The sequence below is a fragment of the Stenotrophomonas maltophilia group sp. msm1 genome (genome assembly GCF_032025805.1).
In the GTDB taxonomy this organism is placed as follows: Bacteria; Pseudomonadota; Gammaproteobacteria; order Xanthomonadales; family Xanthomonadaceae; genus Stenotrophomonas; species Stenotrophomonas hibiscicola.
Window position 1 is genome coordinate 106137 of record NZ_JAVSKH010000005.1, and the last position, 26455, is coordinate 132591.

25 protein-coding genes are annotated in these 26455 nt (G+C 61.5%); 15 read left to right on the forward strand and 10 right to left on the reverse strand.

Going from position 1 to position 26455, the window contains the following annotated elements; genetic code table 11:
• Positions 1–137: 137 nt before the first annotated feature.
• The 7 genes from ROV95_RS19500 to ROV95_RS19530 all read right to left on the reverse strand — a co-directional run bounded on the left by ROV95_RS19500 (position 138) and on the right by ROV95_RS19530 (position 6111).
• Entirely contained in the window at positions 138–539 is a 402-nt protein-coding gene (locus tag ROV95_RS19500; protein WP_312545936.1) for a hypothetical protein, read from the reverse strand.
• 163 nt (positions 540–702) lie between these two features.
• Positions 703–1380, reverse strand: coding sequence for a Fe2+-dependent dioxygenase (locus ROV95_RS19505; RefSeq protein ID WP_312545937.1), 678 nt, complete (start codon positions 1378–1380; stop codon positions 703–705).
• Between the two features lie 10 nt (positions 1381–1390).
• A complete protein-coding gene (locus ROV95_RS19510; protein WP_312545939.1) occupies positions 1391–2110 on the reverse strand; it encodes a tetratricopeptide repeat protein in 720 nt (239 codons plus the stop codon).
• Between the two features lie 68 nt (positions 2111–2178).
• A complete protein-coding gene (locus ROV95_RS19515; RefSeq protein WP_312545941.1) occupies positions 2179–4485 on the reverse strand; it encodes a TonB-dependent receptor in 2307 nt (768 codons plus the stop codon).
• Between the two features lie 148 nt (positions 4486–4633).
• Positions 4634–5038 carry a hypothetical protein gene (locus ROV95_RS19520; protein ID WP_312545943.1) on the reverse strand — a complete coding sequence of 135 codons (405 nt, stop codon included), beginning with the start codon at positions 5036–5038 and terminating at the stop codon, positions 4634–4636.
• A 204-nt stretch (positions 5039–5242) separates the two neighbouring features.
• Positions 5243–5575 (reverse strand): non-heme iron oxygenase ferredoxin subunit, encoded by a 333-nt coding sequence (locus ROV95_RS19525; RefSeq protein ID WP_010483575.1) that lies wholly within the window; start codon positions 5573–5575, stop codon positions 5243–5245.
• The gene (locus ROV95_RS19530; RefSeq protein WP_021202565.1) at positions 5572–6111 is read right to left on the reverse strand and encodes a GNAT family N-acetyltransferase; all 540 of its coding nucleotides are present in this window, start codon (positions 6109–6111) and stop codon (positions 5572–5574) included. The genes ROV95_RS19525 and ROV95_RS19530 overlap by 4 nt, the downstream gene beginning before the upstream one ends.
• Before the next feature lie 241 nt (positions 6112–6352).
• On the opposite strand from ROV95_RS19530, the gene ROV95_RS19535 reads away from it, so the two are divergent.
• The 15 genes from ROV95_RS19535 (at position 6353) to ROV95_RS19605 (ending at position 22932) form a co-directional block, all read left to right on the forward strand.
• A complete protein-coding gene (locus ROV95_RS19535) occupies positions 6353–11671 on the forward strand; it encodes a wall-associated protein (RefSeq protein WP_312545946.1) in 5319 nt (1772 codons plus the stop codon).
• Between the two features lie 3 nt (positions 11672–11674).
• Positions 11675–12616: an RHS repeat-associated core domain-containing protein gene (locus tag ROV95_RS19540; protein WP_312545948.1), complete on the forward strand. Its 942-nt coding sequence runs from the start codon at positions 11675–11677 to the stop codon at positions 12614–12616.
• A complete protein-coding gene (locus ROV95_RS19545) occupies positions 12613–12942 on the forward strand; it encodes a hypothetical protein (RefSeq protein WP_262088559.1) in 330 nt (109 codons plus the stop codon). The genes ROV95_RS19540 and ROV95_RS19545 overlap by 4 nt, the downstream gene beginning before the upstream one ends.
• A gap of 460 nt (positions 12943–13402) precedes the next feature.
• Positions 13403–13663, forward strand: coding sequence for a hypothetical protein (locus ROV95_RS19550; RefSeq protein ID WP_312545950.1), 261 nt, complete (start codon positions 13403–13405; stop codon positions 13661–13663).
• A gap of 261 nt (positions 13664–13924) precedes the next feature.
• Positions 13925–14260 (forward strand): hypothetical protein, encoded by a 336-nt coding sequence (locus ROV95_RS19555; RefSeq protein ID WP_279937795.1) that lies wholly within the window; start codon positions 13925–13927, stop codon positions 14258–14260.
• Between the two features lie 608 nt (positions 14261–14868).
• A complete protein-coding gene (locus ROV95_RS19560) occupies positions 14869–15429 on the forward strand; it encodes a hypothetical protein (protein ID WP_312545954.1) in 561 nt (186 codons plus the stop codon).
• A gap of 3 nt (positions 15430–15432) precedes the next feature.
• Positions 15433–15876: an RHS repeat-associated core domain-containing protein gene (locus ROV95_RS19565; RefSeq protein ID WP_312545956.1), complete on the forward strand. Its 444-nt coding sequence runs from the start codon at positions 15433–15435 to the stop codon at positions 15874–15876.
• Positions 15877–17143: 1267 nt separating this feature from the next.
• Positions 17144–17740 carry an RHS repeat-associated core domain-containing protein gene (locus tag ROV95_RS19570; RefSeq protein ID WP_312545957.1) on the forward strand — a complete coding sequence of 199 codons (597 nt, stop codon included), beginning with the start codon at positions 17144–17146 and terminating at the stop codon, positions 17738–17740.
• Positions 17741–17760: 20 nt separating this feature from the next.
• Entirely contained in the window at positions 17761–18102 is a 342-nt protein-coding gene (locus tag ROV95_RS19575) for a hypothetical protein (RefSeq protein ID WP_312545958.1), read from the forward strand.
• Positions 18099–18566, forward strand: a complete 468-nt coding sequence (locus tag ROV95_RS19580) for a hypothetical protein (protein WP_054171181.1) — start codon at positions 18099–18101, stop codon at positions 18564–18566. Before ROV95_RS19575 ends, ROV95_RS19580 begins: the two co-directional genes overlap by 4 nt.
• A 512-nt stretch (positions 18567–19078) precedes the next feature.
• On the forward strand, positions 19079–19492 hold the full coding sequence (locus ROV95_RS19585) for a hypothetical protein (RefSeq protein ID WP_312545959.1): 414 nt from the start codon (positions 19079–19081) through the stop codon (positions 19490–19492).
• A 43-nt stretch (positions 19493–19535) separates the two neighbouring features.
• Positions 19536–19757, forward strand: coding sequence for a hypothetical protein (locus ROV95_RS19590; RefSeq protein WP_312545961.1), 222 nt, complete (start codon positions 19536–19538; stop codon positions 19755–19757).
• A 542-nt stretch (positions 19758–20299) separates the two neighbouring features.
• Positions 20300–20806 carry a hypothetical protein gene (locus ROV95_RS19595; protein ID WP_134730473.1) on the forward strand — a complete coding sequence of 169 codons (507 nt, stop codon included), beginning with the start codon at positions 20300–20302 and terminating at the stop codon, positions 20804–20806.
• 686 nt (positions 20807–21492) lie between these two features.
• The gene (locus ROV95_RS19600) at positions 21493–21930 is read left to right on the forward strand and encodes a hypothetical protein (RefSeq protein ID WP_058979329.1); all 438 of its coding nucleotides are present in this window, start codon (positions 21493–21495) and stop codon (positions 21928–21930) included.
• A 699-nt stretch (positions 21931–22629) separates the two neighbouring features.
• The gene (locus tag ROV95_RS19605) at positions 22630–22932 is read left to right on the forward strand and encodes a hypothetical protein (RefSeq protein WP_312545963.1); all 303 of its coding nucleotides are present in this window, start codon (positions 22630–22632) and stop codon (positions 22930–22932) included.
• Positions 22933–23108: 176 nt separating this feature from the next.
• On the opposite strand, the gene ROV95_RS19610 is transcribed toward ROV95_RS19605, so the two are convergent.
• Genes ROV95_RS19610 through sufC form a run of 3 tightly spaced genes read right to left on the reverse strand, consistent with a single transcriptional unit; the run spans position 23109 to position 26388 of the window.
• Positions 23109–24365 (reverse strand): cysteine desulfurase, encoded by a 1257-nt coding sequence (locus tag ROV95_RS19610; protein WP_010483557.1) that lies wholly within the window; start codon positions 24363–24365, stop codon positions 23109–23111.
• Complete coding sequence (sufD, locus tag ROV95_RS19615; protein ID WP_134735517.1) at positions 24362–25624, reverse strand: Fe-S cluster assembly protein SufD; 1263 nt, start codon at positions 25622–25624, stop codon at positions 24362–24364. Before sufD ends, ROV95_RS19610 begins: the two co-directional genes overlap by 4 nt.
• On the reverse strand, positions 25624–26388 hold the full coding sequence (sufC, locus tag ROV95_RS19620) for a Fe-S cluster assembly ATPase SufC (protein WP_058979323.1): 765 nt from the start codon (positions 26386–26388) through the stop codon (positions 25624–25626). Before sufC ends, sufD begins: the two co-directional genes overlap by 1 nt.
• Between the last annotated feature and the right edge of the window lie 67 nt (positions 26389–26455).

Here is a 26455-nt window from a genome sequence, read left to right on the forward strand (position 1 = left end):
ACCTCGAAGGATGCAGGGTGGTGCGATGCCAGGCGCGAACGGTCGGCATGCACGGGGAGGCCCGGTCAGGGGCGGCAGGGATGAAGCAGGCAGCGGCGCGCGGGCACGCCGCGCAGGCGGTCACGCGGGGCCGTGAATCAGGCGAGCGGCGGCGCCTGGCCGCGTTGCTGGCGGCGCCCGGGCGCATCGGCCCAGGGCGTGTCCGGAGCGGCCAGCGGCCAGTCCGGGCGCACGCCGGGCATGGCCGGCGTGGCGGGTACGAGTTCAAGCTCGGTGCGCAGCCACTGGCTGGCCAGCACCAGCGGCGGGGGAGCCTTCTCGGCTGATTTCACCGGAGCTGCAGCACAGCGACGCAGCTTGGCCGGGGCCTCTTCCTGCAGGGGCGCTTCGCCACCGCGTTCTTCCAGCGGCATCTGCACGGCCATTCCGGCTTGCTCGTGTGGCAGCAGTGGCAGGGTGCCCAGCAGCAAGGCCAGCATCGCCACCCACGCCAGCAGGCTGGCCAGCGCAGGACGCTGGCCACGCATGGCGGTGCCCATCTTGCGATGGATGAGTGGACGAGGGCGAAGCGGGCGCAGCAAGCAGGGGTCCCCAAGGGTCTGCCGGCAGCGGCCGGCATCAACGGGGCGTGATTGTAATGAGAGCTGTTAGCTGTTGCAAATGAGAATGATTGCCAAATCGTCTCGGGCTGGCCATTGGGGCTCAGACCTCGCTCCAGCGCCGCAGCAGGTTGTGGTACACGCCGGTCAGCTGCAGCACCGCCTCGGCGTCGCCGCCGGTCTGCCGCAGGCGCTCGATCGAGCCGTCCATTTCCCACAGCAGGCGGCGCTGCACATCGTCGCGGACCATGCTCTGTACCCAGAAGAACGAGGCCACGCGCGCGCCGGCGGTGACGGGGCGCACCTGGTGCAGGCTGCTGGACGGGTACACGATCAGGTCGCCAGCGGGCAGCTTCACTTCATGCTCGCCGTAGGTATCGCTGATGATCAGTTCGCCGCCCTCGTACTCGTCCGGCGCGGACAGGAACAGGGTGCAGGAGATGTCCGAACGCAGCTGTTCGCCGTTGGCCAGGTTCATCACCGCGCCGTCGACGTGAAAACCATAGGTGCCGCCACCGCTGTAGCGGTTGAAGCGTGGCGGCAGGTATTTCAGCGGCAGCGCCGCGCTGAAGAACAGCGGGTGACGGGCCAGCGCGACGAGGATGATCTCGCCCAGCTGGCGGCGCAGCGGCGAGGCCTCGGGCAGCTGCTGGTTGTGCTTGGCCTGCGCGCCCAGATGGCCGACGGTCTCGCGGCCATCGGTCCAGTCGGCGGCATCCAGTCGGCGGCGAAAGTCGGCCACCTGGTCGGTGCTGAGAATGTCGGGGATGTGCAGCAGCATGCGGGACTCCTCAGAGGGACGGCGGTGCGGCCAGGGCGCGCACCTGCGGATGCGGCGACGCGGCCAGTTCCGGCACGATGTGCGCCATGAACGCCGGGCTGCCGTGCGCCAGCGCCAGCTGCAGCCAGTGCACGGCCTGGTCGATCTGTCCGGCCTGCAGCAGGATCGAGGCGTAGTTGGCCTGGCCACGGAAATCGCCGGTCTCGGCCGCGCGCCGGTACCAGCCCAGGGCGGCCTGCGGATCGCGCTCGATCTCCAGGCCGTCTTCGAGGTGGCGGGCCAACAGGTTCATCGATTTGGCATGGCCCAGGTGTGCGGCACGGGTATACAGGGCCAGTGCCTGCGCGCGGTCCTGGGTCACGCCGCGGCCGGTGGCCAGCAGGTTGGCCAGGTTGTACAGGCCCCAGTCCAGCCCGGTGTCGGCCGCGCGCCGGTACCAGACTGCGGCCAGTGCCGGATTGGCCGTGGTGCCTTGGCCCAGCTCATGGCAGCGGCCGAGCATGTTCATCGCCATCGGCGCGCCGTTGTTGGCGGCGGTTTCGTACCAGAGCAGCGCCGCCGAGGCGTCCTGCGCGGTGCCTTTGCCTTCCATGTGCATCTGAGCGAGCAGCAGTTGTGCCTCGACCTGGCCGGCCTGCGCGGCATCGCGGATGTGCGCGAACGCAGCTGCCGGATCGTGCTGCAGCAGCCCGGCCAGGGCATCGCTGTCGATGGGGGTATGGGTCGCCATGGGGTGAGTATCGCCGGAAACAAAAACGGCGGCAGGAGAGCCTGCCGCCGTGGTGGAGCGCAGTTACATCAGAACTTCACGTTCAGTGCCAGGGTGGCCGAGCGACCCGGGGCGATGCTCGCGTAGTGCGAGGCATAGGCCTTGGTGAAGTAGGTCTTGTCGGTCAGGTTCTGCACGTTGAGCTGCAGGCTGATGTTGTCCTGGATCGCGTAGCTGGCCATCGCGTCGAAGCGGGTGTAGCTGGCAATCCACTTGGTGTTGGCCACATCACCGTACTGCTTGTCCGAGTAGAACGCACCAGCGCCGATGGTCAGGCCGATCGGGAAGCGGTAGGTGGTCCACAGGTTGGCGCTGTGCTTGGCGGTGTTCGGGAACACGTTGCCGTTGTTCGGCGACGGCACGTAGACGTTGGACGGGCAGGTGCGGCCCACCGGTGCGCCACAGACAAAGCCATTGTCCTTCAGCTCGGAATCGAGGTAGGTGTAGCCGCCGTACAGGCTCCAGGCGTCGGTCAACTGGCCGTTGAAGCCCAGCTCGAAACCGTTGATCTCTTTCTTGCCGGCGTTCTGGCTGGTGCCGTTGTCGACGGTCACGCGCGCGTTGTTCATCACGGTGTGGAAGATCGCAGCAGTCAGGTTCAGGCGGTTGTCCAGCAGGTCCCACTTGGTGCCCAGTTCGAGGTTCTTCGTGTCCTGCGGCTTGAGGTCGGCAACGGCCGCGCTCAGGCCGTCCGAACCGTCACCACCGTCCATGCCCGGCGGGGTCGAGGAGGTGCCCCAGGACAGGTAGATGCTGCCGTTGGCGGCCGGCTTGAACACCACGCCGGCCTGGTAGTTCAGGAAGTCGTTGCTGTTGCGCACGCGGGTCGGTGCCTTGCCGGCCACCGGCGTGGTCAGGGTGGTACGGAAGTCGTCGTAGCGCAGGCCGAGGTTGATCATCCACTGCTCATTGAGCTCGATGGTGTCGAACACGTAGGCCGAGGTGGTCCTGGTGCGCTGCTCGACGTCCAGCGCCTTGTCGCTGCGATAGACGATCTGACCGGCCGCCCACGGATCGTTCGGGTTCGGCTTGTTGAAGTCGGTGCAGTTGTAGCCGGTGGCCGCGCCGGACACCTGGCAGCGAGTGCTGTTGGCGCTGTTTTCAAGGGGATTGGCGGTGCCCGGCGACATCAGGTAGCTGCCACGGGTCATCTTCTCGTCGCTGTACTCCAGGCCCGCGCTGTAGCTGTGCTTGAGCGCGCCGGTCTGGAACGCACCGGTCAGGCCCAGCTGGTCGGCGAAGCTCTTGACGTCGACCGCACGGGTGTTGGTGCGACGCCACAAGGTGCCGTACAGGTTGGGGTTGCCCTTGCTGTCGTCCGGCTGGGTCCACAGGTAGTCGTTGCTGGTGTTGCCCAGGCGCGCTATGTTGCGAAGCTTGTGGCCACCGAAGTCGTAGCTGGCGTCCAGAGTGCTGATGTCGGCGCGGGTGCGCTGGAAATCACGGTCGACCAGGCCGTAGTAGTTGTTGCGGTCCGGCACCATCGGCCGGCCATCGCCGTTCCTGGCCACGTTCGGGCCGCTGGAGAACGGATTGCTGTAGGGGAAGCCACCCGCGTCCGGCAGGTCATCGCTCTGCATGTGGTAGTGGCTGGCGATCAGCTGCGCCGGTCCGTTCAGGCCGAACGCGATCGACGGCGCGATGCCCCAGCGGCTGACGTTGGCGGCGTCGCGGCCGGCGATGTCCGATTCGTGCTTCATCAGGTTCAGGCGGGCGGCGATGCCATCCCCCAGCACGTAGTTGGCGTCCACGGTGCCGCGCGCGTAGCTGTCGGTGCCGATGCCCATGCTGGCGCTGGTCTCGTTCTTCAGCTTCGGCGTCTTGCTCACCAGGTTCAGGCTGCCACCACCGGAGTCACGGCCGCCGTAGGCCGAGCTCGGGCCCTTGACCACTTCCACCTGCTCCAGGTCGAAGATCTCGCGGGTCTGCGAGCCGACGTCGCGCAGTCCGTCGACGAACACGTTGCTCTGCGAATCGAAGCCACGGATGAAGGGGCGGTCACCGGTCGGGTTGCCGCCTTCGCCGGCACCGAAGGTGATGCCCGGCACCATGCGCAGCGCATCCTGCAGGTTGGTCGCACCGGTTTCGGCGATCAGCTTCTCCGACACGATCGACACCGACTTCGGGGTGTCCAGCAGCTCGGCGGTGAACTTCGGCGAGGACGGGTTGAACCAGCTGCCGCGCACCTGCACCTTGTCCAGCTCGGTGGCGTTGCGGGAACCGGCGTCGGCGCCGTCGGCAGCCTGCGCAGCCAGCGGAGCAAAGCCCGCGGCCAGGGTGGCGGTGGCGAGCAGGGAAACGCGCGGGGCGTGCTTGCGGGACGTGATGTAGGTCATGGCGAAGGGTCGTGGCGTGGATCGGGAAAGGGGGAGAGCCGTAGCGCAGGCAGCGCGTGGGCACGTGGAGGGCTTCGTCTGTAGAGCCGAGCCGATGCTCGGCTATGGGCGAATGACGTCAGACGCACGGCAACAGCCGCAGGGCGTCTCAGCTGGCGTGCGGTGCGGGCGGTGCGTGGCCGGGGTTCAACCGCAGTGCGGGATCGTGCAGCTGCCAGCGCAGGGAGTTGGAGCGCCACAGCGGAACATGCACGACCAGGGCGGCGCGCGGGGGAGCCAGTCCGGTACAGGGCGTGGTGCCCTCGCCATCCAGCGGCGGCTCCGGTGCTGGCGCGGCAGGGTGCGGGCACTCGTCCGCCGGCGGGGCCGGCATCGGCATGACCTGCTGCAGATCTTCAGCCTGTGCCTGCCAGCCGTTGGCAGCAGGGCCGTTGTCGCGTCCTTCGTGCAGTGCCGACCAGCCCAGCAGCAGCGTCAGCAGCACGGCCACAAGCAGCGGCCACCCTTGACGGGCAAGCTGGCACAGCGTGGCGGTGGGCGCGGGCGAAGCCATGGCGCGAGGGGCGGAGTCGTTACGAAGATGTTACGTAGAATAACATCAACGATAATGATTCGCATGTACGGGGCGTGGCGGCCCCCCGAGGCGGCCACGGGGCGCCCTGGAAGGGTCCTCATGGCCTGCCGGTAGATCCACCCCATGGGTTGATGCTCTCTGGCGGGGCGCCCCGTGAATGGTCTCTCCGGGCGGAGCGCCGCCTCAATCCCGGTCGTCGCGGGTCCAGATGGCGTCGTGCTCGCGCTTCACCGGAAACTTGGGCACAGGGCTGTAGGCCGGCGCGCACAAAGCGCGCCCGTCACGCACGTCGAAGCGCGCCCCGTGCAGCACGCACTCCACACTGCCTTCGGTGGTGTTGAACTCGCCCGAGGACAGCTCGAACTCTTCATGCGTGCACTGGTCTTCCAGGGCGTACAGCTCGCCGTCGAGGTTGAACACCACGATCGGCGTGCCGGTCACCTCGTCGAACACACTCTTCATTTCGCCCGGCAACAGCTCGGCGCCGGCACAGACAAAGGTCCAGGCCTCGCTCACGCGACTGCTCCGGTCAACGGCTTTTCAAGGATCTCGAAGCGCAGGTCGTCGCGCTTGGGGATGCCGAAACGCTCGTCGCCATACGGGAACGGCTTCTTGATGCCGGTGCGGCTGTAGCCGCGACGCTCGTAGAAGGCGATCAGTTCGTCGCGCACGTCGATCACCGTCATCTGCATCACCGGCACGTTCCATTCGCGTGCGGCGTGCGCTTCGGCGGCGTCCATCAGCTGCTTGCCAACGCCGCCACCCTGCTGGGCCGGGTCGACCGAGAACATGCCGAAGTAGCCCTTGCCGTCGACATCGGCGACATGGGCGCAGGCCACCAGCTGGTCCCCGCGCTCGGCCAGCAGGATGGTGGAGCGCGGGCGGTCCAGGTCGGCCTGGATGCCTTCGGCGTCGATGCGGGCGCCGTCCAGCAGGTCGGCTTCGGTGGTCCAGCCGACGCGGCTGGCATCGCCGCGGTAGGCCGAGGTGACGAGGGCAATGAGGGCGGGAATGTCGGCCGGCGTGGCGGCGCGGAAGGTCAGGGTGCTCATGGGGACATTCTAGATGGAGCGGGGAAGGGCACGGGAGGCTGCTGGCTGACGTGACTTTGCCGAGTGTGGCCAATACGTGGACTTGACGCCATCTTCATTATTCGTTCATATCTGTGACCAGCACCCGCCCACCGTGAAGCAACGCGTGGCTGTCTGCCGGCGTGGGTGCCGCCTGGTCGAAGGTCAACTGCCGTTCGGCGCGGGTGGGGCACACAGGGACGTCGACCCAGGGAGGATCTGCATGCAGTCTGGCCTCATTTCATATCCGCGCGCCGCAATGGCTGCCAAGGGTCTGCTTCTCGGTGTCGTTGCCCTGTGCGTGCTGGCACCGGTCGGCGTTTCCGCCCAGATCGTTCCCACCTGGCGGCAGGAGTACGACAAGCGACTGAAGTACGGGGACCTCGTCGAGCCGCTGAAGGGCGAGATCTTCGGTGAGCAGGTCAACCTCTATGACGGTTCGATCAGCTTCAAGGCCACGGATGTTTCGATTCCGGGCAATGGCAGCCTGACGATGACCTTGGGCCGCAGCTACCGCGATGGCGATGGCAGTAGTGAGAGCCCATTCTCGGATTGGGATCTGGATATTCCGTCCATGTCCGGCGTCTATGGTGATCTACCGGAGACCGCTGCTGTCGGCTACTGGGCGCCTGCTGCGCGCTGCAGTACGGTGGCGGCGCCCCCCGCGCTGGAGGTCTGGAACCGTCGCCAAACCCAGACCGTCAATTTCAGTCCCACTACATTCTGGGATGGCGTGCGCCTTTCCCTGCCAGGCGGTGGCGGTGAGCCGGTCCTGGGAGGCAGCGGTGATGCGCGCCAGCCGCAGCCACAGTTTGGCGAACCGGCGCCTTGGAATACCAAGGGCGGCTGGACGTTCAGTTGCCTGACCGCCCTGAAGAGCGGACAGCCGGGACAAGGCTTCCTTGGTCATGCGCCCGACGGTACCAAGTACTACTTCGACTGGATGGTCGCCAAGCCCCACAACGGTGCAACGCTGCAACCCTACGGGCCAGAAAGCAATGCACTGCTGAATCGAAAGCGTGTGTTCCTGTACCCATCGCAGGTTGTGGATCGCTTCGGCAACTGGGTGCGCTACGAGTGGAGTGGCGACCGGCTGTTGCGCATGGTTGCCAACGATGGCCGCGAGATCAGCCTGGCCTACAACGCGAAAGGACTGATCGCGTCCGCAACCGCTGCAGGGCGCACCTGGACTTACGGGTACACGGAGGCCGATATCCTGCGGACAGTGACGCTGCCGGACGGAACCCAATGGGTCTACAACCTGCCGCCGCTGTCAGTCACCCACAAGTATGCCGACTACATCGGGCAGAGCATCTGGGAGTACATGGACTACCCGGCCACATGCTCGCGCGTCAACAAGATCGTGCCCAGCGAGATCACCCTGAGCATCCAGCATCCGTCGGGTGCGCTGGGAACGTTCCTGTTCCGCCCGTTCCGCCACGGGCGCAAGAATGTAAAGCTGGATTGCCAGACCTCTGGCGACAATCACCTGTTTGCCGATGGCTGGAACTACACGCCGGTCTACCGTGACGCAATGTCGCTGGTGACCAAGACCATCAGCGGTCCGGGCATGCCCACTGCACAGTGGACTTATCAATACACCAATCTCAACGGTGCTTTCGCCCAGGACCTGGGCGGTCCAGTAATCCCGGTGGGCCAGGCAGAGCCGAAGATCACCACCGAAACGCTGCCCGATGGTGTCGTTCGCGTCTATGAGTTCGGCAAGGAAGTTGCCTACAACGATGGCCTGTTGTTGTCGACGACAACACGATCGGGCGGCGCGGTCGTGCGCATTGACCGCAACAACTACTATCCGGATGCCCAGCTGGATGCGGCGCCCTTCCCGAAGGAGGCCGGCAAGGACTTCAAGTACGGTGCCAACGATCTCAAGGCCCATTACAACCGCCCCGTCCAATCCACCGTTGTGGAACAGGATGGCGTGCAGTTCACCCGCACCGTGCAGGCCTTTGATGCATTTGCGCGCGAAGTCACCGTTGTCGAAGCGAATTCCGCCGGCCAGAGTCGCACCAGCAGCACCAGCTACTACGACAATCCCGCGCTATGGGTGAACGGCCAAGTGGCGCGCAGTGTGCTCAATGGCATCGAGCAGTCGCGCACCGAATTCGATACGGCCAAAGCACTGCCGTTACGCGCCTATGCATTCGGCCGCCTGGCGCAGCAGGTGACCTACGCAGCCGACGGCACGGTTGCCTCGGTGGCCGATGGCCGCGGCAATACCAGCCATCTGTCGGGATGGAAGCGTGGCGTTCCGCAGCAGCTGCGCATGCCGGCCACGCCCGAAGCGCCCAATGGCGCGGTGCGCACGGTTGCCGTCGACGACAACGGTTGGATCACCTCGCTGACCGACGAAACCGGCGCAACCACCAGCTTCAGCTACGACAGCATGGGCAGGCTGCGCAGCCAGCAGTACCCTGGCGGCGACAGCGTGAACTGGAATGGCGTAACCATGGACCTGCAGCGGCTGGGTGGCGCGCAGCTGGGGGTGCCCGCCGGTGCGTGGAAGCATTCCCGCACGCAGGGCGGGCGGCGCACGGATACCTACCTGGATGCGATGTTCCGCCCGGTGCTGGTGACCGAAAACGCCAACAACGTGCTGGACAGCGCCGTGGTGACCCGCTACGACACCAGCGGCAAGACCGTGTTTGCCTCGTATCCCACGCGGCAGTTCTCCGATATCAATGCCACCCTGACCGGCACCACGACGCAGTACGACGCGTTGGGCCGCCCCACGGCGGTCAGTCAATCGTCCGAGCTGGGGGCACTGGTTACCCGCACCGAGTACGTGGGCAATCTGTCGGTGAAAGTGACCAACCCGCGAGGCCAGGCGACGACGACACGCCATCTTGCCTACGACCAGCCCAGCTATGAGATGCCGCTGACGCTGCAGCACCCGGAAGGCGTGGTGACCGAGATCCAGCGAGATACGCTGGGCAAGCCGCTGGCGATCACCCGCCGCAATGCAGACGGCAGCCAGTCGCTCACCCGCCGCTACGTCTATGACGGCTACCAGCAGCTGTGCAAGACCATCGAACCGGAAACCGGCGCGACCGTGCAGGATTACGACGCGGCAGGCAACGTGCTGTGGTCGGCGGCTGGCACGGGTTTGACCAGCACCACCGACTGCAACCGCAGTGAAGCGCTGGCCAGTGGACGTGCGGTGAAGCGTAGTTACGATGCTGCCAACCGCCTGTCGACCCTGATCTTCCCGGATGGGCGCGGAAATCAGATCTGGTCCTACGCGCCTGATGGCCTGCCTGCCGAGATCAGCACGCAGAACGATCCGGCCCGGCCGATGGTCGTCAACCGCTACCAGTACAACCGCCGCCGCCTGCTCAGCGGCGAAACCCTGCAGCATCCGGATCTGGGAAGCCTGAGCCTGGCCTATGGCTACGATGCCAACGGCACACTGGCCAGCAATACCTACCCGGGGGGGCGTGTCGTCAGCTATGCGCCGGATGCACTGGGTCGGGCGACGACGGTCGGCGGCTATGCAAAGGAGGCCAGTTACTTTGCCAATGGCGCGTTGGCCCGCTTTGTCTATGGCAACGGGATCGTGCACACGTTGACCCAGAATGCCCGCGGACTGCCTGACCGCAGCCGCGATGCCACTGCAGTGGCCGCAGTGCTGGATGACAGCTACGACTACGATGCTGGCGGCAATGTGATGGCCATTTCCGATGGTCTGCCCGGGGCGCCAGGCAACCGGGACATGACCTATGACGGCCTGGACCGGTTGCGGACGGTCACTGCACCGGGCTTCGGCAATGCACTGTATGAGTATGACGCGCTGGACAACCTGCGCCGTGCCAAGGTCGGCAGCCGCGATCGTACGCACTATTTCGATCCGACCAATCGGCTGGTCAACGTGATCGAAACCGGAACCGGGGCAACCGTGACCGGTCTTGGCTATGACGTGCAGGGCAATCTATCGGTGCGCAATGGCCAGGCTTTCGCGTTTGATTACGGCAACCGGCTGCGTGCGGCGGGTACAGCAGAGAGCTACGAGTACGACGCCCACGGGCGCCGGGTGAAGGCCAGCGCCAGTGGCAAGGGGGCAATCTACTCGTTCTACGACAACGGCGGTGTGCTGCGATTCCAGCGCAACGAACGTACCGGCAAACAGACCGACTATCTCTACCTGTCAGGCAGCCTGGTGTCCCAGGTGCATGGCGAAGCCGCACCCAGCGTTCCCGCGCTGAGTGCGCCGGGCTACATCACCCAGGGCAGCGTGAACCTGACCTGGAGCCCGGCCGGTGGTGCCAACCGCTATGAGCTGCAGCGCGCCCTTGCGGGCACCTGGAGCACGGTCTTTGATGGCGCGGCGCAATCGTTCACCAGCACCGGCCTGGTCACGGGAACCTATCAGTTCCGGGTGCGCGGCTGCCGGGCGGTGTGCGGCGGATGGAGCAATGTCGCATCAGTGGCCGTGGCACTGGCGCCATCCACCGTACCGACCTTGAACCTGCCTGCCACGGCCTTCAATGGCAGCTACAGCGTGGGGTGGTCTGCGGCTTCCGGTGCCGAGCGCTATGAGCTGGAGGAAAGCGCCAATGGTGGCGCTTGGGCCCAGGTGCACAACGCCATTGGTCAGTCCAAGGCCTTCAGTGGCAAGGCAGCGGGAAGCTACAACTACCGGGTTCGCGCATGTAACCCGGTGGGGTGCACGGGATACAGCGCCACGGCTGCGGTGACGGTGGTGTATCCGCCTGCCACTGCGCCAGGTCTTTCTGCGCCGGCACGCGCTGCGCCGGGCAGTATCGGCATCGGCTGGAACGGGGTGGCTGGTGCCACGCGCTACACCCTGCAGGAAAGCAGCAATGGTGGTGGATGGGTCACGCTGTTCGACGGCAACGCGGGTTCCTATGCCACCGCTGCGCGCGGGGTCGGCAGCTATGGCTATCGGGTTGCCGCCTGCAATGGCGCAGGCTGCGGACCGTGGTCGGCCACGTCGACGGTAGCGGTGATCGGACCGCCGACGATCGAGCCGGTGATCAGCGCGCCGGGCCTGGTGAACGTGCCGCAGTACAGCCTGAGCTGGTCGGTGCCGGCCAACAGCGAGAGCTTCGTGCTGGAGGAGAGTGCCAACGGTGGTGGCTGGACGGTGGTGCATAACGGCGGCGGGAACAGCTTTGGTGCCAGCCGTGGCAATGGCAGCTACGCCTATCGCGTGAGGGCATGCAATTTCGCGGGGTGCAGTCCCTACTCGGGCATCGCCAGTGTCTCCGTCGTGCTTCCTCCTGCAGCCACTCAGATCTACGTGGCGGAGTGGCTCAGCACGCGCAAGGCGCCCTATCAGGTGCAATGCAGCGTCGGCTGGCGCGCGGTTCCGGGGGCAACGGAGTATCAGCTTGAGCCTTCCGGAGCTGGACGGCGCCTGTACACCGGCCCCAATACCTACGTGCAGTCGAGCGGCGGGACCTACTGCGCCAGTCTCTACATTGTCAGGGCCTGCAACGCCGGTGGTTGTTCGGCATGGTCCGCAGACTTCCCCGTCACCCGTGGCGTATTGAACTGGGACTAAGCCATGAATGGACTCTGTTCGCTGTTGATTCGGGCGGTACTCGCGGTGGTGGTGCTGGCGGCCTGTGTGGCTCCGGCGGTCGCACAGGAAGTCGTCGAGTACATCCACACTGATGCACTGGGTTCACCGGTGGCGATCACCGATGCCAGCGGAAACGTCATCGAGCGTACGGTGTATGAGCCGTATGGGGCGGTGGTGAATCGGCCGTTGAAGGATGGGCCGGGATATACGGGGCATGTGACGGACTCGGGGACCGGGCTGAGTTATATGCAGCAGCGGTATTACGATCCAGAGGCGAGCGCGTTTCATTCTGTCGATCCCGTTGCTGCTACAGAAGTTGCGTTCGGACGGTATCACTACGCGCAAAGTAATCCATACGCGTTTACTGATCCTGATGGACGGCAAGCATGCGGAAAGGACACGGGGTGCAGGTTGGACAAAGGGGGGGAGCGCGGTGGAAGTATTGGTGGGTCGAGGATTTCGGCAGGAAACAGAAATTCGGAGCCTTCAATTCCTCCTGCGGGGAGTATGGGGGAACTGATCGAAAATACCGGGGAGCGTGCAATCAGAAGGACGTCGTTCACAGCAAGTGGTTCTCTTGCCCTGGGTCTTGGCGCGGAGGCTACCGCGACCAAGACGACGCGCCCGTGGCAAAGTGACCGGCTAGGCGTTTACAAAGTGATGGGCTTGGGCGGATTCATCGGCGCCCAGGCGAATTTCAAGGTGTTCTCTTGGGGTGACCCCAAAGGGACAACTGATCTGGCGCTTAAGGGTAACCCTCTGGGATACTTTAAGGTGCGAATAGGCGATGGCCTCGCTATTGGTTTGAGTGCCCGTTTCAATGATCACGGCGGAGGGTCTCTATCGGTTTCTGCTGGCGGTGGCTTTGGTGGACAGGCAATAGTCAAGCCTCCCGCGATGGGGGGATGGGAGAAAGAGCTATGAGCTGGTTGTTCTTGCTTTCAATTCTGGGAATCATCATCTTCTATCCAGCATATTTCTACTTTCTTCACGAGTTCAAGGTGAGACTGGAGCGTGATCATCCGGAGTTGAGCAGGCGCAAACGTCCGGGAGTTTCTTTGGAATTTGAAGGCGCCTATCAACGGCTCCGCGCAGTGAACAGAGGGCGCCTGGATGGAGTGATCTTGAGTAAGAGTGTTTGTGATTCGCATCGGCTGGCGAGCCGATTCCTGTACTTGGGGATGACTTCCTTCATGGTGCTTCTCATGCTGGGGCTTTACGACTCTGTATGGGGTGGCGGCAAGCGTTGATGCATGGTCGACATGTTTAGCGATTGTCGTTGAGGCTGCTATCAGCGTATCCGCAGCTGACGCCGCCTTCGCAGATGTCATTCCTGATCGTCGTACGGCATGTCAGAGTAGGTAGTCGCTGAAAACAAGAACACCACGGTTTACCGTGGTGTTCTCGCATGTCCTTGACTACGGCGAATCCTCAGCCAAGCAACTTACGCACCTGGTCAATGCGGTCACGAGTTGCTCGGCCTCGGCGTGCCGAGTCGGGCAGGGTGGCTAGGTCGTGTGCAAGCGCGCCATCGTTCAGGAACGAGATTACGGTAGCCTTCTCCAGCGCTTCGCCGATGCGATGCTGAACAACGATACGGCGTCTCCGCATCGACTTAGCAATTTCAAGGGGTTCTTCAGGGGCGAAGGTCGGCTCGACGCAAAGCGCCTTGATAAGCAACTTTAGGGAAAGTGACTTGGTTCGGTTTTGATGAAGATCGAAATTTTTCTATCTGCAGCCTTATCGATGCCGCTTCTTGCCTCCTGTGTGCAGGACCGCGGTTGTCTTCTTCGGGGGGGGGCTAACCCGGACCACGACAGCTCCTCATCTCAGAAGATCCATGCTGATATGGATGAACTCATACATTCGCGCCCTGTGGATGGGGCGCGGGAAGTGAAGGCAGAGTTGGTGGTATCGCAGCTCGAACGCTCTCGGAAGGTCGGAGAAATGGAAGGATCTTCTATGTATTGACTGATGGCGGCGGGAGATCCTTGACTGCGGGAACTTGCGGCACTGACGAGCGGTCAATGCTAGAACGAACCCTGGCGCGTACATCGCGGCCGAAGACTACTTCTTTAAGGTGAAATGATGGATCCCGGACGTCGGTGGTTTGCAGTTGTTACGCTGGTTTTCATCCTTGGCGCTTGTTCTTCATCCAGTCAGGAGGGGCGCGCGGCGGGGGCTCCAAGCGCCTGTAAATTTCGAGGCAATGACTTAGGGTATGAAACGTGCATGACCACGATGTCTGCGCTGTTGTCTCAGCCAGAAAAATTTGACGGGCGATTGGTTTCTTTCTATGCATGGATAGATCAGGTCAACGGTGTGATCTTGCTCTTTCCTTCGCGTGATGAACTGGACGCAAGGAACTCATTCAGTTCATTGGTGGCCTATCCAGAATCAAGCCCGGATGCCTTTCGAGAGATTCCTTCGGTTGAGAGTGGGGAGGAGAAATTCCTGCGGGTGACCGGCACGTTTCGCTGGAATCGCGATGGTGCCCCCAGGCCCCCAAGTGCTCCAGTGGATGTAGATCGAATGGGGGTGATGGAAGGCGTTCATTTGGGTTTATAGCGAATGAGTCGAGTGGGTTGGTGACAGGCGCTTGGCGAGCGTTGTCGGCACAGCTTGTCGTTGCTCGTTTGGTGCATGATGGAAGTGCTCGCCTCGTGGGCGTTCTATGCAGAGTTGCATTGGTTGGCGCTTGCGTTCTTTCCTACGCAAGTCGACGTTTATGCCCGACATCCAGCGGGTCGATCTGGGCAATTGTTAGGAACGGAAAGGCCGCAGTCTCCCGCGGCATTCTCGTCTTGCTCGCTGCTACTCAAAACACACCCCAGCAACTTCCGCGCCGTCGCCAACGCCGTCATGAACGGTTCGATCTTGGCGTGCGCCATGTAGGACGCTAGGGAGGTACGGCAGGTGGCCCCGACGCTGAAGTGCTGCATCAGCGGGCGGGCGTGGTGCGGGCCCTATCGCACTTTCATTCTTTCAGATTGTGCAGGATCACCAGTTGTTCATGGACGTGCTCGCCGCTGAGCACGGGCGAGACCGCGGCGGCCTTCCCTGCACCTCCCCGATAATCCGCAGGCCGGCGAGGCGGTGCAGCTCTTCGGTGAAGCGCGCCAGTAGTTCCACCTCGCGTGCTTTCGCGTTTTCCTGGCCTGGCTGCTACAGGAGAGATGATCGGGCCGCCGACGATCGAGCCGGTGATCAGCGCGCCGGGCCTGGTGAACGTGCCGCAGTACAGCCTGAGCTGGTCGGTGCCGGCCAACAGCGAGAGCTTCGTGCTGGAGGAGAGTGCCAACGGTGGTGGCTGGACGGTGGTGCATAACGGCGGCGGGAACAGCTTTGGTGCCAGCCGTGGCAATGGCAGCTACGCCTATCGCGTGAGGGCATGCAATTTCGCGGGGTGCAGTCCCTACTCGGGCATCGCCAGTGTCTCCGTCGTGCTTCCTCCTGCAGCCACTCAGATCTACGTGGCGGAGTGGCTCAGCACGCGCAAGGCGCCCTATCAGGTGCAATGCAGCGTCGGCTGGCGCGCGGTTCCGGGGGCAACGGAGTATCAGCTTGAGCCTTCCGGAGCTGGACGGCGCCTGTACACCGGCCCCAATACCTACGTGCAGTCGAGCGGCGGGACCTACTGCGCCAGTCTCTACATTGTCAGGGCCTGCAACGCCGGTGGCTGTTCGGCATGGTCCGCAGACTTCCCCGTCACCCGCGGCGTATTGAATTGGGACTAAGCCATGAATGGACTCTGTTCGCTGTTGATTCGGGCGGTGCTCACGGTGGTGGTGCTGGCGGCCTGTGTGGCTCCGGCGGTCGCACAGGAAGTCGTCGAGTACATCCACACTGATGCACTGGGTTCACCGGTGGCGATCACCGATGCCAGCGGAAATGTCATTGAGCGTACGGTGTATGAGCCGTATGGGGCGGTGGTCAATCGGCCGTTGAAGGATGGGCCGGGATATACGGGGCATGTGACGGACTCCGGGACCGGGCTGAGTTACATGCAGCAGCGGTACTATGATGTGGAGACTGGGGCATTTCTATCCGCCGATCCAATAGCTTCATCAGTGGCTGCTTTTGGGCGCTACGCGTATGCGCTGGGGAACCCGTATCGGTTCCTTGATCCGGATGGAAGGCAGCCCAAGGATGCTCGGCAGGCTATTACTGGGAGCAAAATATAAAACAATGGCATTGCGGCCGGGGTAAGAGTGGCGGCAATCGGAGGGGCTCTCCCGTCTGGCTTTACAAAGGAAAATGCACAGGCTCGATATGATGCCATGAAGGGTGTTGTTGATGCTACGAAGGTAAAGATGGAGTCAATTCCGAACGCGAATTCAGACAACGCTGCCAAGATTTTTTCAAAGGTTTATCAGAAGTACTCTGTTAGATTCGGATGGGAAGTGAGTGCGGAAATCGTGATGAAGAATAGCGGTGCCTTTCACCTTTCCGATATTGGGATATCCAGTCAGGTTCGTGACGTGGACTGGCTGGGTGGGACTGCCGGTAGGCCTCTCGTAGGGGGATCAATATCCACACGCATCCAGCATTGGACGGATACAATCGTGCCTACTCGCCATTCTCATATTGGGATGTTGAAACGTACAAGAAAACAAATTCGATTAATTACGTTTCGGATCCGTCGGGGGTCTATAGGCTGAACAAGGATGGTGTGTCGGAGGTTGTGAAATGAGAATAAATTATCAGCTTTTCGTGACCTTCTTCTTGGCGATTTCCGTGGTCGGTTGCGGTGATCAGGAAGGACGGCAGACGCCGCCCGCAAAGGATTGTGGGATCGGTCAGAATCCAGCTTGCCGAGTCGGCTTCCGGGCGCTGGCTGCGACCCCCCGTCTATTCGATGGGAAATCGATACGCGTGGAAGGCTATCTCGGAGTTAGTCGAGGGCTCTTTGTATTGAACTCCAGCAAGGAGCTGTTCGAAGCTGGAGTGACTGATGAGACCCAAGTTCGCATCAGGGGCCCAATAGATCTCCAGCGTGACGTTTTTAATCGGTATGCCTATTCGTGGGTATCAGTGACTGGGGAGTTCAGGCTTAGGAGGACGGACGGGTCGACGGATGATCTTCTTCTCGGCGAAATGCATGCCCCACTTGACGTTCAGTCGTTGAGAGTCCCAGGTCCGATTCCAAGAGCGACTTTCGGAGACGTGTCCGTTGATCTCGAAGATCTGAAGTGAGTTTCAAGTATCAATCGCGGCTCCCATGAAGCGGTTCGTGATAACAGGGATTTTCTGATGGTATCCGAGGCGGGTGCCGACAGGTCACTGCATACTGGACGGCGCCTGTACACCGGCCCCAATACCTACGTGCAGTCGAGCGGCGGGACCTACTGCGCCAGTCTCTACATTGTCAGGGCCTGCAACGCCGGTGGCTGTTCGGCATGGTCCGCAGACTTCCCCGTCACCCGCGGCGTATTGAATTGGGACTAAGCCATGAATGGACTCTGTTCGCTGTTGATTCGGGCGGTGCTCACGGTGGTGGTGCTGGCGGCCTGTGTGGCTCCGGCGGTCGCACAGGAAGTCGTCGAGTACATCCACACTGATGCACTGGGTTCACCGGTGGCGATCACCGATGCCAGCGGAAATGTCATTGAGCGTACGGTGTATGAGCCGTATGGGGCGGTGGTCAATCGGCCGTTGAAGGATGGGCCGGGATATGCGGGGCATGTGACGGACTCCGGGACCGGGCTGAGTTACATGCAGCAGCGGTACTATGACTTCCAAACTGTCGCATTTCTGGGGGCTGATCCAGTTGCAGCTAGTTCGGAAGGGGCTTCATTCAATCGCTATCGCTACGCTTCTGCCAATCCGTATAAGTTCAAGGATCCGGACGGCAGGGCAGACATGAACGTGTTCAGTGAAGCTGATCCGAACGGGCTGAGAGCGGCAGGAGATGCGCTCAACATTCCGGGCAAGTTCACGGTCGCAGGGCACGCCAATAACATGGTCATTCAGGACCAGCGAGGGGGCGCATGGAAAACTACTCCTCAGTCAGCTCATGGGATATGGCTCGGACCCAGTTTGGGCTAAAACAGGGCCAGGAAATATTCATGGCAGGTTGCCACCTTGGGGCGGAAATCGGTCAGGCAAAGGCTTTTGCTCAGGGATGGGCGAACCTGAATAAGTCGTCCGTCTATGCTCCCAACGGATTCGTTCGCTATCCAAAAAACTACAAGCCTGGAGATGATATGACGCTCCGTGTCAGTATGGGTGAGAACGGAACCGGAGGTGCAGGTGTATGGCAAAGGTTCTCGCCTGGAGGGACGGGGCCGACGGGTCCCGCCATTCGTTCGATTACGATCAAAGCTGATGGTTCAATATCCTATCAGTTTGCTGAGCCTGAATTGGGGTCCAGAATTCGTAGAATAGAAACGGTGAAGGTGAAGCAATGAAAATTCTTTCGAATTCCGTTGTTTTGTCTTTGCTGCTTGTTGGCTGCGGTAACGGGGAGCCCCAGGAAGAGCGGCTTTCCCGAAATGAGAAACATGATGAAGCGCCAAGTTTGGCCCTTTCCGAGGAAGAATTGGAACGTCAGATTTCGATGGCTGAAAACGGGAATGCAGAGGCCCGTCTAAAGCTCGAATGGCACTACTCGACGCGTGGCGACATGGAGCGGTATCGCTACTGGCTTGAGGAGGGGGTCGCACGAATGGACGTTAGTTCAATGCAGCGATTGGCACTGTTCCTCTCCCTTGAGCAAGGCGGGGGGGACTGTAAGCGCGCAATGCAAATCCTCGAGGAAGGCTTGCGTCTTGATCCGCCGGAGACTACGCGCGAACTGATGGAGATGGATCTTCAGAGATTGCGGCATGAACGGGTCGGGGTTCCACCTTGCGGGGTGGGGCTCTCCAATTAGAGGCAGCAGTTGCGCAAATGCCGATAATAATTCGTTCGGATTCGATGATAGGAACGGGTGGTGCGGAGCGCATTCTGGTTTGAACACGAGGTTATTGGTTGGGCAGGTCTCGATGAAGATCATAGTTTCTCTATCTGCTGCCTTATCGATGCCGCTTCTCGCCTCCTGTGTGCAGGACCGCGGTTGTCTTCTTCGGGTGGCCAACCAGGACCACGACAGCTCCTCATCTCAGAAGATCCATGCTGATATGGATGAGCTCATGCATTCGCGTCCTGTGGACGGGGCGCGGAAAGTGAATGCAGAGTTGGTGGTATCGCAGCTCGAACTCTCTCGGGAGGGTCGGAGAAATAGAAGGATTTTCTATGTACTGACTGATGGCGGCGGGAAATTCTTGACTGCGGGGACTTGTGGTATTGACGAAGGCCAGTGTGCCTCGGTCATCGTGAAGCGAATGATCGGGGCCTGTGAAAGGATGTAGATTGCGCGTGCGCTAAGTTTTGGGAGGGGATTCAGTGAAAAATTCCCAAGTGCTTGATCGCTTTGGGCGGCTGGTCGATATTATTGTAGCGGCGCTTTGCTTGTTAGGGCTTGCAGCCTGTGGCGGGAGAGATGGAGGTTTGGGTGTGGTCATAAATCATGAGCCAAGAAACGCAGCGGCTAATCACTACGCACAGGCGCTCGAGTCAGTTTTCAGTTCCGAAAGTGTGCCAGAAGCGCAAATATGCAGGGTGCATTTAATTGATGTCAGGAAATCATTTGATCAGGCTGGAAGCGAAAGATTGAGGGTATATTTCGTCTTAGCCGATCATCAAGGTGTCGTCAGGTCGGCGGACACCTGTGGGCTTCCTGTAAATGAGTGCGTGACGATTGTTGCCGAGAGGTCGAGGGCGGGCTGGCGGCTGGAAAAAGGGCTGGCTCTCCACTGATTCGGGCGGTACTCGCGGTGTTGGTGCGTGTGGCCTGAATATAGTGCTGGCCGCTGCCCAGGAAGTGGTCGAGTACAGTTACACCGATGCGTTGGTTTCAACGGTGGCGATCACCGCTGTCAATGGAAATGTCATCGAGCGTACGATGTATGAGCCTTCTGGTGAGCTGGTTCAGATGGCCATGGCTGAAGGGGCGAGGGGCGAAAGGCTATCCCAAGTAGAATGGGAGCACGTTGTCGTCAAACAGTCGCTGACGCGCTATTGATAGAATCATTACTGCAAACGCGGGGGGGGGGGGGCAGGCGGCCCACGGTGTTCCTTCCTGGGTTTCTCGACAAGTGGCGGGAGTGCTGTGAAATCCACAAGTTCATCTCGATGCCGACGACGAGCGATGGTTCTTCAAGGGCTTGCGCTAACTTCAGCGCTATGTCTCGTATCTGTCGCTGGTTGTTCGCTACATGAAATAGGAAGCGGTCGACTGGATGACGACTGTCTTTTGGTGGTGGCTGACTATGTAAAGTCGTCGCGGGGGTGGGGTGGGGATATCTACAACATTGCTCCTGAGGGGACGGTGGCAGGGTTGCGCGGATATGCAGTAATGCATCGCTCGGACGACGGGAAACTACCGTCCGAGGAGTTGAAATCATTTCATGTCGATTTGGATTCCAAGTGCAAGGCTGTTGTTGATGAACTTGGCTATCAATGATTCTGCGAATTTTTCGGCTGGCAGAGGAGGGGCGGTTTGCGGGAGTGCAGCGAAAGTGAGCGGTATCCCATGGCGCTGGATGGCGACGCGGGGGGGTGGGCGTGAATGTTGATTTCCGGTTTTTCGTGGTTATTGTTTTTATTTTTTATGGGGCTGGTTGCAGGTATCAAGAAGGTGTGGGCGTACCGTTTGGAACGACCTGTGGCGTCGAGGGCAGCTCCGCCTGCCGGGTCAGCTTCCGGGAACTGGCTGCTACGCCCCGGCTATTCGATGGAAAGTTGGTGCGGATGGAGGGCTATCTCGGGGTGAGCCGGGAGCTCTTTGTACTGAATTCAAGCAAAGAGTTGTTTGAGGCCGGAGTGACTGAGGAGACCCAAGTTCGAATTAGAGGGCCAATAGATCTGCAGCAAAGCGTATTTGATGAATACGCGTATTCATGGGTCTCGATAATCGGGGTGTTCAGGACAAGGGAGAGTGACAATTCGACAGGTGATCTGCTGCTTGGCGAAATTCACGCCCCCCTTGAAGTTCGCTCCCTACGAATCCCTGGTCCCGTTCCACGTGCGGAATTTGGAGATGTGCTCGTCAATCTTGAAGATTTGAAGTGAGTGATAGGTTGTGGAAATGGCGTTATTTGCTTTCATTTCTGCCTTCTGTGGCAGGAAAGCGGGATGATCCACAGGCGCGCCTAACATGTGATCGCATGGTCTCCATGTTAGGATTGACACTTGCCAGACAGAGACTTCGGAACATTCTCGATGGCTGGCAGAGTCACAGATATCACAGTACGCCATTTCACTCCTGGGCTGTTCAATTCTACACGTTGCGCGATTGCGTCTGTGTCATTGCGAGCTGATCGATCACGTCGATAGGCTTTGGGGCAATTTCCGCTTGGTTGAAGAATAGGAGGTTTCGCATTGAGCGCTATCGATGTAAAGAATCTCGTTCTAGCCTGTCTGCGGAGGCTTTTGGAATCCGAGCCTGCTTCCGTGGAGCAGGTGTCTAGCTGGTACCAGAGGGCGGAATTTATCAAGAACGTGCTTCGGTCAAGTTCGTATGAAATCGGTGTTCCTCACGTGATATGGCACTATCTTGATGATGGCGATATCCGTATTCGCGATCCCCGCTATGCCGAAGCACAGGTGTTGGCCGTTAGGCGGAGTATTGATGAGTGGGCTTGAGTGCATTCAGAGAAGCTATGAAAAATACATGTTGCTGGCCAGATTTCATTGCGGCATCTCTCTCAAACTCTAACCCTCCGGATCTCCCTCTCCTCCGGGAAGACTGGGCTGGGATGGCGTTTGATCGCAACCTGTATGAGGATTTTGCTCCGAATGATGTTTGGGTGGCGTGGCTGAGCGCACTTTCGGAGCACTTTGCAGATATCGCGATGTGCGCGGTTCGATGTTCAGAGAGCTCCGACGGCGGAAACCCCGTGGAAATTGAGCGAGGTCTGGATGGCCTGCGCTCCTACTGGTTGGAAGATGGGAACTTCATGCGTGATCATTTCTTGTTTTCGCGTGATGGTCGCTGGGTTGTAAAGCTGGATCAGGACGTGACGTTATTTGCGGGAGATGTCACTTTCCTTGCGGATGTTGTCGCGCGACTTGGTGGTGTAGAGCATGTCGAGAAGATGATGCGACGGGACCTGATTGGTACAGCTGAGGACGTAGTTGGTCTCGGTGGGTACGTCAAGGGGCTTCTTGCGCCATTGAACGCATCGAATCCATAGCTGATTGCTACGTAGAAGATTGGGTGTGCGGGCGCTATGTGATGGAGTAGCTTCAAAGGGCCTGCAACGCCGGTGATTGTTCGGCATGCTCCGCAGGCTTTTCCGCCACCCGCGGCGTATTGAATTGGGACTAAGCCATGAATGGCTCTGTTTGCTGTTGATTCGGGTGGTACTCGCGGTGGGGCCGTGGCTTGTGTGGCTCCGGCAGTCGCACAGGAAGTCGTTTCAATGTTCGGAGGCTGCAAGAAATGGCGAACTGCAAGTTGGGTGCTGAGCACTCAACCGCGTGGAGTGGTCGAATCCAATCATGCCTGGCTGCTGTGGTTATTTCGCTGGGGTTGCAGGGTTGTGATTGGTTGTCGGATCCGGTGATTGTTGTAAAGAATGTTGGAAGGGGCGTGATTTATGGCGTCAGCTTGGAGGTTGGCGGTGGTGTGGTAGGCGTAGGATCAATTCCTGTCGGTGAAAGCAGGGTTGTGAAGCCTGAGGTCGCTACTGATTCCTCACTTCTTGTAACTTACTACGAGAGCAGTGTCCGCGTGGTTTGCCATGGGGATGTGTATTTTACGAATAATCTGTACGTCAGAGTTGAGGCGGATGTGGGTGGAGGGGTTTGCCGTATTGCAGAAATTGCGGATTGATTTGATCTTCGGCGCCTGTTTGACGAGTTTTTATAGCGCGTAGCCAGGGTGAAGAACGATGAAAAGCCTTGTTGAGAGCTTCCCCATTTGGGCTTCCATCATCCTAGGTGCCATGTGGATAAACGCATTTGCGGCTCACAGGATGTTGCTGAAAATCGAGCGTGAACGGCCGGAAGTACTCGCTGCAGTCGGAATCATCAAGGTTGATTGGTGGCTTAGGTGCTTGCGCGGTATTGCAGTGCTTGCCCTTACTTCCAAAGGGCAGGCGCTCCATCAGGGGGAACGGTGGGTGTTGAGGGGCGTCGTGATGATGTACGTCTTCTTGATTGTCTCCGGGGTATCCATGCTTGTTGGCATGTAGGAGACGGTGCCTCAAGGCCGTTGATGGTGGATGGATCGGCATTAGGGTGAGATTGCCCGTTCCTGGCATCACTCAGCATTTCCCCGTTACGCCTCTGCTTGCTTGCGTCCAGCGCGCAATAAAAAACGCCGCAGTTCCCTGCGGCGTTCTCGTACTTCCCTGATTCTGGCGAATCCTCAGCCCAGCAGCTTCCGCACCTTGGTCAGTGCGGTCATGAACCGCTCGATCTCGGCATGCGTGTTGTAGAACGCCAGCGAGGCACGGCAGGTAGCCGCGACGCCGAAGTACTGCAGCAGCGGGTGTGCGCAGTGCTGGCCCGAGCGCACGGCCACGCCTTCCAGGTCGAGCAGGGTCGCCAGGTCGTGCGCATGCGCACCGTCGATCAGGAACGAGACCACGGCGGCCTTCTCCGGCGCTTCGCCGATGATGCGCAGACCGTCGACGCGGCGCAGCTCTTCGGTGAAGTGCGCCAGCAGTTCGGCTTCGCGTGCTTCCACGTTCTCCTGCCCAAGCTGCTGCAGGTAGTCGGCAGCCACACCCAGGCCGATGAAACCGGCAATGTTCGGGGTGCCGGCTTCGAACTTGTGCGGGGCATCGTTGAACACGGTGCCGTCGAAGCTGACTTCCTTGATCATCTCGCCGCCACCGAGGAACGGCGGCATCGCGTCCAGGTGCTCGCGGCGCGCCCACAGTGCGCCGGTACCGGTCGGGCCGCACATCTTGTGGCCGGTGATGGCGTAGAAGTCGCAGCCTATCGCGGCGACATCGACCTTGCGGTGCGGCACGGCCTGCGAGCCATCGACCACGGTGATGATGCCGCGCTTGCGCGCTTCACGGCAGATCTCGCGTACCGGATTGACCGTGCCCAGCACGTTGGAGACATGGGTGACGGCCAGCAGCTTGACCTCCGGGGTCATCGCCGCGCGCAGCGCATCCAGATCGAGTGCGCCGTCAGGCGTGATCTCGGCCACGCGGATGGTGGCGCCGGTACGCTGCGCGACCAGCTGCCACGGCACGATGTTGGCGTGGTGCTCCATGCGCGTGATCAGGATCACGTCACCGGCCTTCAGCCGCGGCAGCGCCCACGAATAGGCCACCAGGTTGATGGCGAAGGTGGTGCCACTGCACAGCACCAGGTCGCTGGGCCGGACGTTGAGGAAGCGCGCCAGCGTGTTGCGTGCGCCTTCGTAGGCGTCGGTGGCTTCGCTGCCCAGTGCATGCACCGCGCGGCTGACGTTGGCGTTGTAGCGGCGGTAGAACTCGTCCACCGCGCCGATCACCTGCACCGGCTTCTGGCCGGTGTTGGCATTGTCGAAATAGACCAGCGGCTTGCCGTGCACTTCACGCATCAGCAGCGGGAAGTCGAGGCGGACGCGGTCCCAGTCGGGGGCGCCGGTGCGTTCTTCGATCGGGCGCGGCGTGGACAGGTTCATGCCACACCCGCCTCGGCCAGTGCCTTGTCCAGGCGACGTGCCAGCTGCGCACGCAGCGCGTCGGGCAGGATCTTCAGCGGCTCGTGGCAGAACGCGGCGCTCAGCAGTGCCTGCGCCTGTGCCTGCGGCAGGCCGCGCGAGCGCAGGTAGAACAACGCGTTGGCGTCGAGCTGGCCGACGGTCGCGCCGTGCGCGGCCTTCACTTCATCGGCGTCGATCACCAGCGTCGGCTGGGTGTCGATCTCGGCATCGGCCGACAGCAGCAGGTTCTTGTTGGACAGGTTCGCGTCGGTGCCATCGGCGCCTTCGCGGATCTGGATGCCACCATGGAACACCACGCGGCTGCGGTTGGCGGCGACGCCGCGCCACAGCAGTTCGCAGGCGGTATCGCGTGCGATGTGGTCGATACCCAGGCGGGTTTCGACGTGGCGGCGGCCATTGCCAAGCAGCACGCCGTTGGCGGTCAGCTGGGCATTGTCGCCTTCCAGGCGCACGTTCAGTTCATGGCGGCTGAGCGCGGCGCCCAGTTCCAGGTCCACGCGGTGGTACTGCGCGTCGCGGGCCAGCACCGCGTCGGTGCGCAGGAAGCTGGTCTGGCGCGCGCTGCCGGCCTGCACGCGGGCGTGCTTGAGCACGGCATCGCGGGCGACATGGGCATGCAGCACGGTATTGTCCAGGTGGGCGGAGTCGCCCACGCTGAAGCGATGCTCGACTACGCCCAAGCTGGCGCCGGCACGCAGTTCGATCAGGTGGCGGTGATGCCAGGCCAGGTCGGTGTCACCGGCGACGCTGGCGAACACCAGCTGCAGCGGCACGTCGACCTGCACGCCTTCATCCACGCGCAGCACCACGCCTTCATCGGCCAGCGCAGCATTCAGGCGGGCGAAGATCTCCTCGCTGCGCTCGTAGCGGCGGCCGAGGAAACGCACGGCGTCTTCGCCAGCGGCCAGTGCGGCCGACAGCGGCTGCAGCTGCACGCCGGCCGGCAGGGCCTGCACGTCGCTCAGTGCGGCATCCAACCGGCCGTTGACGAACACCAAGCGCGGCGCTGGGATGTCGTCCAGCAGGGCGGCGTCCAGCGCCGGGCCCTGCAGCGGTGCCGCAGCGAACGCACGGCGTTCCAGCTGCCGCAGCGAGGTGTACTTCCAGGCCTCGTTGCGGGCGGCCGGCAGGCCGTCACGCAGGGCCGCATCCAGCACTTCGCGGCGCGCATCGCTGCCGCAGAAGGCCTGGGCCATCGAATCAAGCAAGGCGCTCATCAGACCGCCGCCTCGGGCACGACCCGGTCCTTCAGGAAATCATAGCCGTGCGCTTCCAGTTCCAGGGCCAGTTCCGGGCCACCGGTCTTGACGATGCGGCCATCGGCCAGCACGTGCACCACGTCCGGCTTGATGTAGTCCAGCAGGCGCTGGTAGTGGGTGATGACCAGGAACGAGCGATCAGCAGCGCGCAGTGCGTTGACACCATCGGCCACGCTCTTCAGTGCATCGATGTCCAGGCCCGAGTCGGTTTCGTCCAGGATCGCCAGCTTCGGTTCCAGCACGGCCAGCTGGAAGATCTCGTTGCGCTTCTTCTCGCCACCGGAGAAGCCTTCGTTGACGCCACGGTGCAGCAGTTCGTCCTTCAGGTGCAGCACGGCCAGCTTCTGGCGCACCAGCTTGAGGAACTGCATGGAATCGAGTTCCTCCTCACCGCGTGCCTTGCGCTGGGCGTTCAGTGCCGCGCGCAGGAAGTAGGTGTTGTTCACGCCCGGGATCTCCACCGGGTACTGGAACGCCAGGAACAGGCCGGCAGCGGCGCGCGCTTCCGGGTCCTGCTCCAGCAGGTCGACGCCGTCGAACTGCACGCTGCCTTCGGTCACTTCGTAGCCTTCGCGGCCGGCCAGGACATTGCCCAGGGTGGACTTGCCGGCGCCGTTCGGGCCCATGATGGCGTGCACCTGGCCCGGCTGGACGTCCAGCGACAGGCCCTTGAGGATTTCCTTGTCGCCGATGCGGGCGTGGAGGTTTTCGATCTTCAGCATGGTGGGGATTTCCGTGGGGCGGGCCGCGGCCCGCCGGTAAAGAGAATGCGTTTGCGAGGGGTAGGGG

What these genes read in the sequence shown, in the direction of transcription:
- ROV95_RS19540 (WP_312545948.1), top strand. Translation starts at nt 11,675, where the DNA reads ATGAATGGACTCTGTTCGCTGTTGATTCGGGCGGTACTCGCGGTGGTG.
- ROV95_RS19570 (WP_312545957.1), top strand. Translation starts at nt 17,144, where the DNA reads ATGAATGGACTCTGTTCGCTGTTGATTCGGGCGGTGCTCACGGTGGTG.
- ROV95_RS19560 (WP_312545954.1), top strand. Translation starts at nt 14,869, where the DNA reads ATGATCGGGCCGCCGACGATCGAGCCGGTGATCAGCGCGCCGGGCCTG.
- ROV95_RS19545 (WP_262088559.1), top strand. Translation starts at nt 12,613, where the DNA reads ATGAGCTGGTTGTTCTTGCTTTCAATTCTGGGAATCATCATCTTCTAT.
- ROV95_RS19610 (WP_010483557.1), bottom strand. Translation starts at nt 24,365, where the DNA reads ATGAACCTGTCCACGCCGCGCCCGATCGAAGAACGCACCGGCGCCCCC.
- ROV95_RS19510 (WP_312545939.1), bottom strand. Translation starts at nt 2,110, where the DNA reads ATGGCGACCCATACCCCCATCGACAGCGATGCCCTGGCCGGGCTGCTG.
- ROV95_RS19600 (WP_058979329.1), top strand. Translation starts at nt 21,493, where the DNA reads ATGGCGTTTGATCGCAACCTGTATGAGGATTTTGCTCCGAATGATGTT.
- ROV95_RS19605 (WP_312545963.1), top strand. Translation starts at nt 22,630, where the DNA reads ATGAAAAGCCTTGTTGAGAGCTTCCCCATTTGGGCTTCCATCATCCTA.
- ROV95_RS19550 (WP_312545950.1), top strand. Translation starts at nt 13,403, where the DNA reads ATGAAGATCGAAATTTTTCTATCTGCAGCCTTATCGATGCCGCTTCTT.
- ROV95_RS19535 (WP_312545946.1), top strand. Translation starts at nt 6,353, where the DNA reads ATGCAGTCTGGCCTCATTTCATATCCGCGCGCCGCAATGGCTGCCAAG.
- sufC (WP_058979323.1), bottom strand. Translation starts at nt 26,388, where the DNA reads ATGCTGAAGATCGAAAACCTCCACGCCCGCATCGGCGACAAGGAAATC.
- ROV95_RS19505 (WP_312545937.1), bottom strand. Translation starts at nt 1,380, where the DNA reads ATGCTGCTGCACATCCCCGACATTCTCAGCACCGACCAGGTGGCCGAC.
- ROV95_RS19515 (WP_312545941.1), bottom strand. Translation starts at nt 4,485, where the DNA reads ATGACCTACATCACGTCCCGCAAGCACGCCCCGCGCGTTTCCCTGCTC.
- ROV95_RS19530 (WP_021202565.1), bottom strand. Translation starts at nt 6,111, where the DNA reads ATGAGCACCCTGACCTTCCGCGCCGCCACGCCGGCCGACATTCCCGCC.
- ROV95_RS19555 (WP_279937795.1), top strand. Translation starts at nt 13,925, where the DNA reads ATGACCACGATGTCTGCGCTGTTGTCTCAGCCAGAAAAATTTGACGGG.
- ROV95_RS19580 (WP_054171181.1), top strand. Translation starts at nt 18,099, where the DNA reads ATGAAAATTCTTTCGAATTCCGTTGTTTTGTCTTTGCTGCTTGTTGGC.
- ROV95_RS19575 (WP_312545958.1), top strand. Translation starts at nt 17,761, where the DNA reads ATGGCAGGTTGCCACCTTGGGGCGGAAATCGGTCAGGCAAAGGCTTTT.
- sufD (WP_134735517.1), bottom strand. Translation starts at nt 25,624, where the DNA reads ATGAGCGCCTTGCTTGATTCGATGGCCCAGGCCTTCTGCGGCAGCGAT.
- ROV95_RS19520 (WP_312545943.1), bottom strand. Translation starts at nt 5,038, where the DNA reads ATGGCTTCGCCCGCGCCCACCGCCACGCTGTGCCAGCTTGCCCGTCAA.
- ROV95_RS19500 (WP_312545936.1), bottom strand. Translation starts at nt 539, where the DNA reads ATGGGCACCGCCATGCGTGGCCAGCGTCCTGCGCTGGCCAGCCTGCTG.
- ROV95_RS19565 (WP_312545956.1), top strand. Translation starts at nt 15,433, where the DNA reads ATGAATGGACTCTGTTCGCTGTTGATTCGGGCGGTGCTCACGGTGGTG.